5 protein-coding genes are annotated in these 4,809 nt (G+C 68.4%); 1 reads left to right on the forward strand and 4 read right to left on the reverse strand.

What is annotated here, in order from left to right; translation table 11 throughout:
- Positions 1–776: DUF7146 domain-containing protein (locus tag A33M_RS04890; protein ID WP_040619353.1), on the forward strand; the 776-nt coding region annotated here is incomplete at its 5' end.
- A gap of 25 nt (positions 777–801) precedes the next feature.
- Here the strand turns inward: A33M_RS04890 and A33M_RS04895 are convergent.
- The 4 genes from A33M_RS04895 to A33M_RS04910 are packed head-to-tail and all read right to left on the reverse strand — an operon-like array spanning position 802 to position 4,777.
- Positions 802–1,797 (reverse strand): tyrosine-type recombinase/integrase, encoded by a 996-nt coding sequence (locus A33M_RS04895; RefSeq protein ID WP_040619354.1) that lies wholly within the window; start codon positions 1,795–1,797, stop codon positions 802–804.
- On the reverse strand, positions 1,790–2,740 hold the full coding sequence (locus A33M_RS04900) for a tyrosine-type recombinase/integrase (RefSeq protein WP_008384186.1): 951 nt from the start codon (positions 2,738–2,740) through the stop codon (positions 1,790–1,792). Before A33M_RS04900 ends, A33M_RS04895 begins: the two co-directional genes overlap by 8 nt.
- Positions 2,737–3,984, reverse strand: coding sequence for a tyrosine-type recombinase/integrase (locus tag A33M_RS04905; RefSeq protein WP_040619356.1), 1,248 nt, complete (start codon positions 3,982–3,984; stop codon positions 2,737–2,739). Before A33M_RS04905 ends, A33M_RS04900 begins: the two co-directional genes overlap by 4 nt.
- 55 nt (positions 3,985–4,039) lie before the next feature.
- Positions 4,040–4,777: a DUF7146 domain-containing protein gene (locus A33M_RS04910; RefSeq protein ID WP_443212544.1), complete on the reverse strand. Its 738-nt coding sequence runs from the start codon at positions 4,775–4,777 to the stop codon at positions 4,040–4,042.
- Between the last annotated feature and the right edge of the window lie 32 nt (positions 4,778–4,809).

Here is a 4,809-nt window from a genome sequence, read left to right on the forward strand (position 1 = left end):
AGGTCGCCGAGGAGGCGCGACGCTTCCTCTCGCTGCCTCGCCCGGAACCGCCGGCTGCGCCGCGACCGTCAGCTCCGCGGGGCTCGCCCGAAGCGGCGCACCGGCTCTGGGCCATGGCCGAGCCGCTCGCCGGCACCCTGGCCGAGGCCTACCTTCAAGCCCGCGGGATCACGACCGTCCATCATGCGGGCGCGTTGCGATTCCATACGCGGTGCCACTATCGCGCGGACGAGCACGCGCCTACCGAGACCTGGCCGGCGATGATCGCCGCCGTCACCGACCTGTCGGGCGCGATCACCGGCGCGCACCGCACTTGGCTTGCCCCGGACGGCTTGGGCAAGGCACCGATCGACACGCCGCGACGAGCCATGAGCGGCCTGCTCGGCCATGCCGTCCGGTTCGGTGCGGCGGCCGAGGTCGTCGCGGCCGGCGAAGGCATCGAGACGATGCTGTCGCTGCGGTGTGCGCTGCCCGCCATGCCCATGGCGGCAGCACTGTCAGCCAGCCATCTCGCCGCTCTCGAGTTCCCTGCGGCGCTCCGACGGCTCTACGTCGCCCGCGACGCCGACGCCGCGGGCGAGATGGCGCTCACCGCGCTAACCGACCGCGCGCGTGCCGCTGGCGTCGAGGCGCTGGTCCTCGCGCCGCGGCTCGGAGACTTCAACGAGGATCTGCAGACGTTCGGTTCCGGCGCCGTTCGCACAGCCGTGCAGATCCAGCTCGCCCCGCAGGACGCGGCGCGCTTCATGGGTCGGAGGACGGTCAGGACAAGGTGACCGAAGTCGGCACCCTGTCCCCGGTTTACAAGGCTTTCAGGAAGGTCATGAGATCCTTGTCCTCGTTCCATGAGCGAGCGGACCTTGGCTGCCCGACTTCGCAGAGCGCGACGGCGTTGGCCTTCAGGGTAAGGTCGATCTCGGCATAGATGCTGGTGGTGCTGATCGAGACGTGTCCGAGCCAGGCCCGGATCGTGTTGATGTCCACGCCGGCGAGCACCAGGTGGCAGGCCGTGGTGTGCCGGATCACATGCGGGGTTATCGTACGACCGGCCAGTTCCGGGACTCTGGCTGCACAACGCTCGATCAGGCGATAGACCCCGAAGCGGGTGAACGGCGTCCCGAGCCGGCTGATGAACACGGCGTCTTCGCCCGCGCGACGGGTGATCTCGTCCACCAGGACGCGCTCGGTTTCCGGCCACAGCGGGCACTGGCGCGTCCTGGCCCCCTTGCCGTGCAAGATGACGAGATTGTGCCCGCCGTTCCGGGACCCGATCTGCAGATCGCGCACCCGCAGCTGGGTAGCTTCGGAGACTCTTGCGCCGGTGTTGTAGAGGAAGAGCAGAAGCGCGTACTCGCTCCGGCCGCGCCGGGTCTTGCGGTCGGGCGCCGCCAGCATCGACTCCATCTCCGCTCTGGTCAGCCATCCGACCGGCGGCGGCATGGACCTCTTCGACGCGATGGCCCGGATGTGACCGCACCATTCGACATGGGCCGGGTCCCGGCTACCGACGAAGCGCGCGAACGCCCGGATGGCGGACAGTCTCTGATTGCGGGTCCGGGCGGAGCAACCTCGATCCGCCTCGAGATGGGTGAGGAACTGCAGCACATGTCCGGACGTGAGGTCCGATACGGCCAGCCGGTCCACGGGCTTGCGCAGCTTCCGGCTGACGAAGGGCAGCAACAAGCTGAAGGTGTCGCGGTAGCTCGTGCGGGTGTTCCGGGCGAGATTGCGTTCGGTGACGATGTGCTCGCACAGGAATCGGCGGAGCCACGGGCCGAGGGCTGCGAGGTCAGGCATGCCGACCTCCCGCCGCATAGCGGGCGAACCGCAGCGACGCCTGTTCCAGCAACTCCGGCGTCATCGACAGATAAACCTTCGTGCCCTCCAGATCGGCGTGACCGAGGTAGGTGGAGAGCACCGGCAGCAGCCGTTGCACATCAGCGCCCTGCCGATACCAGCTCGTCAGGCGATGGACGGCGAAGCTGTGCCGAAGGTCATGCAGGCGCGGGATCGTCCGGTCGCCTGTTGCGCGGTGAACCCCGGCGATGCGCCTGAGCGTGTCGAACGCAGCCTGCACGGTGCTGCTGGCAAGACGCGTCCCGTTCTGGTTCGCCAAGAGCAACGCGTTCTGGCCGTTCACAAGGCCGGCTTGACGGCGCTGCAACACGTGACGGTCGAGCAACGCTGCGAGCCGAGGTCCGATCGGGACCAGGCGGCTCTTGTAGAACTTGGTGGCTCGGATGGTCAGAACGGCGTTCGCCAGATCGACGTCGGCCATGGTGAGGCGGGTCGCCTCCCCGAAGCGTAACCCCGCCCCGTACAGGAGGAGAAGCAGAGTGCGGAACGTCACCGCGTTCAGCTGGACCGCGCCGCGCCGGCTTGCCTCCACGGTCGCGGGATCGAAGAGCCGCTTCAGCTCGTCGCGCGCGTAGATGTAGGGTGGCGCCCGAACGGGCGATCTCGGCGCGTCGACCGGCATGGGCGAGCGGGCCGCATGGCCGCGGCTGATCGCATGACGCCAGAAGCCGGCAAGCGCATAGTACTTGTTCTCACTGTAACGCGTCGGCGGGCCTTCACCCGCCAGGTAGGCCAGGACCTGCTCCGTTGTGACCGCGTCGCAGGCGGCGTCGCCATCGGCATGATCAAGGAAGCGGCGCAGCAGGCTCGCCCCGGTCGTGAACTTCGCGCCGTGAGCTTGTCGCCAGAGCACATAGCGTTCGATCGCCTCGCGCAGGATCATGCCAAGTCCTCCAGGTCGAGAGCCGCCACCTCGCGAAGCGCGGCGAGGTCGACCTTGGCGTAGATCGTGGTGGAGGACGGATCGCGGTGGCCGAGGAAGTCCCCGATCACCTTCATCGGCGTGCCCTGATCGAGAAGGTGCTGGGCCGCGGCATGCCGAAGGGCGTGAGCTCCGCGTCGGCCGGTGACGACGCCGATTGCCGCCAGCCGGTCACGAACCATCTTGCCCAGGGCTTTTCGATCGAGCGGGCGGATCGGTGCGTGCGTCGTGAAGAAGAGATCGCGCCCGAAGCCGGACGGCCGCGCTTCCCTGATGTAGTGCAGGATGGCGTGGCCCACTCCCTGCGACAACGGCCAAAGATGGGTCCGGCCCGGCTTCGGGCAGCGGACCCGAAGCATGGCATTCTCCCAGTCCAGATCGTCCAGCCGCAGCCCGCCGACCTCTCCGGTCCGAAGCCCGTACCCGATGAACAGCATCAGGATGGCCCGGTCGCGCTTGTCGACCGGGCGGTCGCCCTCGACCGACGCCAGCAGGCGCACGACATCCTCGCGCCGCAAGCCCTTCGGCACGGTCTCGTCAGCCATGAACCGGGGCGGCACGATGCCTGCGGCGAGGCCCGCTCGGCACCAGCCGCGCGTCTCGGCGAACAAGAAGAACGCTCTCAACCGCTGCGCATAATCGTGTCTCGTCCGGCGGCCCCAGGCGCCTCGCCCGTGCTCCGCCGCTACGGCATCGTCGATGTCGGTCATGCCGACGGCGCTCAACTGCACGCCCTTGGCGGCCAATTGAACGAAGAAGTGGTCGGCAGCCGTGCGATAGCTCTGCACGGTCGCATCGGAGAGACCGCGCTCCTCGAGCAACCATCGTTCGAAGGCCTGAACCTCGGCGTCATGCGGATGGCGGCCGTCATCGCGTTCGTCGAGCCAGCCCAGGAAGGCGAGCCATCGAACACCGTGATTGACGAAGCGGTCGCGCGTTTTGGGCGCCGCGGTCCATTCGCACCGGCGGCCTCTCGGTTGCGCCCACAGCGCCGCAGCAGCCTCGATCTGCGACCGGCTCACCCGGTCGCCATCTTCAAGGTCCAGAAGGCGCACCAAGCTCAGCTGATCGTTGGCGCACTTGCGCAAGGTCGATCGTCTCGCACCAGTCGCCTCGAGATGAACAAGGTATCGTTCCCGCTGCTCCACGAGCGGTGCTGCGCGATACCTCTCGGCGGTGTGCGCGAAGAGGATGTCGTCGAACATTCTGGCCTCCATGTTGTTGGAGGCGTGAGCTTCCGACGAAGCGGGGCGATGGAAGCTATTTTGATCGCACGCGACGCCTATCGTCCGCCGCGAGCTGGGCGCACAGTCCGTTCCGCAGCATCTCGGCGCCGAGCCGGCGCAGGTCCTCGTTGAAGTCGTCGAGCGCGGGCACGAGCGTCAGCGCCTCGACGCCGGCGGCACGCGCACGGTCGGTGAGCGCGGTGACCGCCATCTCGCCCGCGGTGTCGGCGTCGCGGGCGACGTAGAGCCGTCGTAAACCGGCGGGCAGTTCGAGTGCAGCAAGATGGTTGGCCGAGAGCGCGGCCGCTGCCGGCATCGAGGGCATGATCTGCCGAAGCGAGAGGATTGTTTCAAGCCCTTCTCCTGCCATCATGACATCGCTTGCGCGACCGAACCGGACGGCGTTGCCAAGCAGCAGGCCCATGGCGCGGCGGGGCGTCGAGACCGGCGCTTTGCAGGCCGACGCGGGATCGAGCCAGGTGCGGTGCGCACCGGTCATCGTGCCGTCGAGCGCCGTGACTGCCGCGATCAGCGCGGGCCAGGCATCACGAGTCCGATCGCGAGGGTCGTCATCGTCGCTGCGGTACCAGCAGCGCGGATGGAAGCGGAGGGACTCACAGCCCCCCAGATCCTTGATCCCGCGGGCGTGAAGGTACGCCTCGGCCAAGGTGCCGGTGAGCGGCTCGGCCATAGCCCAGAGCCGGCGTGCCGCTTCGGGCGAGCCCCGCGGAGCTGACGGTCTCGGCGCCGCTGGTGGTTCCGGGCGAGGCAGCGAGAGGAAGCGTCGCGCCTCCTCGGCGACCT

It is taken from the genome of Rhodovulum sp. PH10, from assembly GCF_000293785.1.
GTDB lineage: Bacteria > Pseudomonadota > Alphaproteobacteria > Rhizobiales > Xanthobacteraceae > Rhodoplanes.

Coding starts and splice junctions, on each gene's coding strand:
- A33M_RS04895 (WP_040619354.1), bottom strand. CDS start 1,797: ATGCCTGACCTCGCAGCCCTCGGCCCGTGGCTCCGCCGATTCCTGTGC.
- A33M_RS04900 (WP_008384186.1), bottom strand. CDS start 2,740: ATGATCCTGCGCGAGGCGATCGAACGCTATGTGCTCTGGCGACAAGCT.
- A33M_RS04905 (WP_040619356.1), bottom strand. CDS start 3,984: ATGTTCGACGACATCCTCTTCGCGCACACCGCCGAGAGGTATCGCGCA.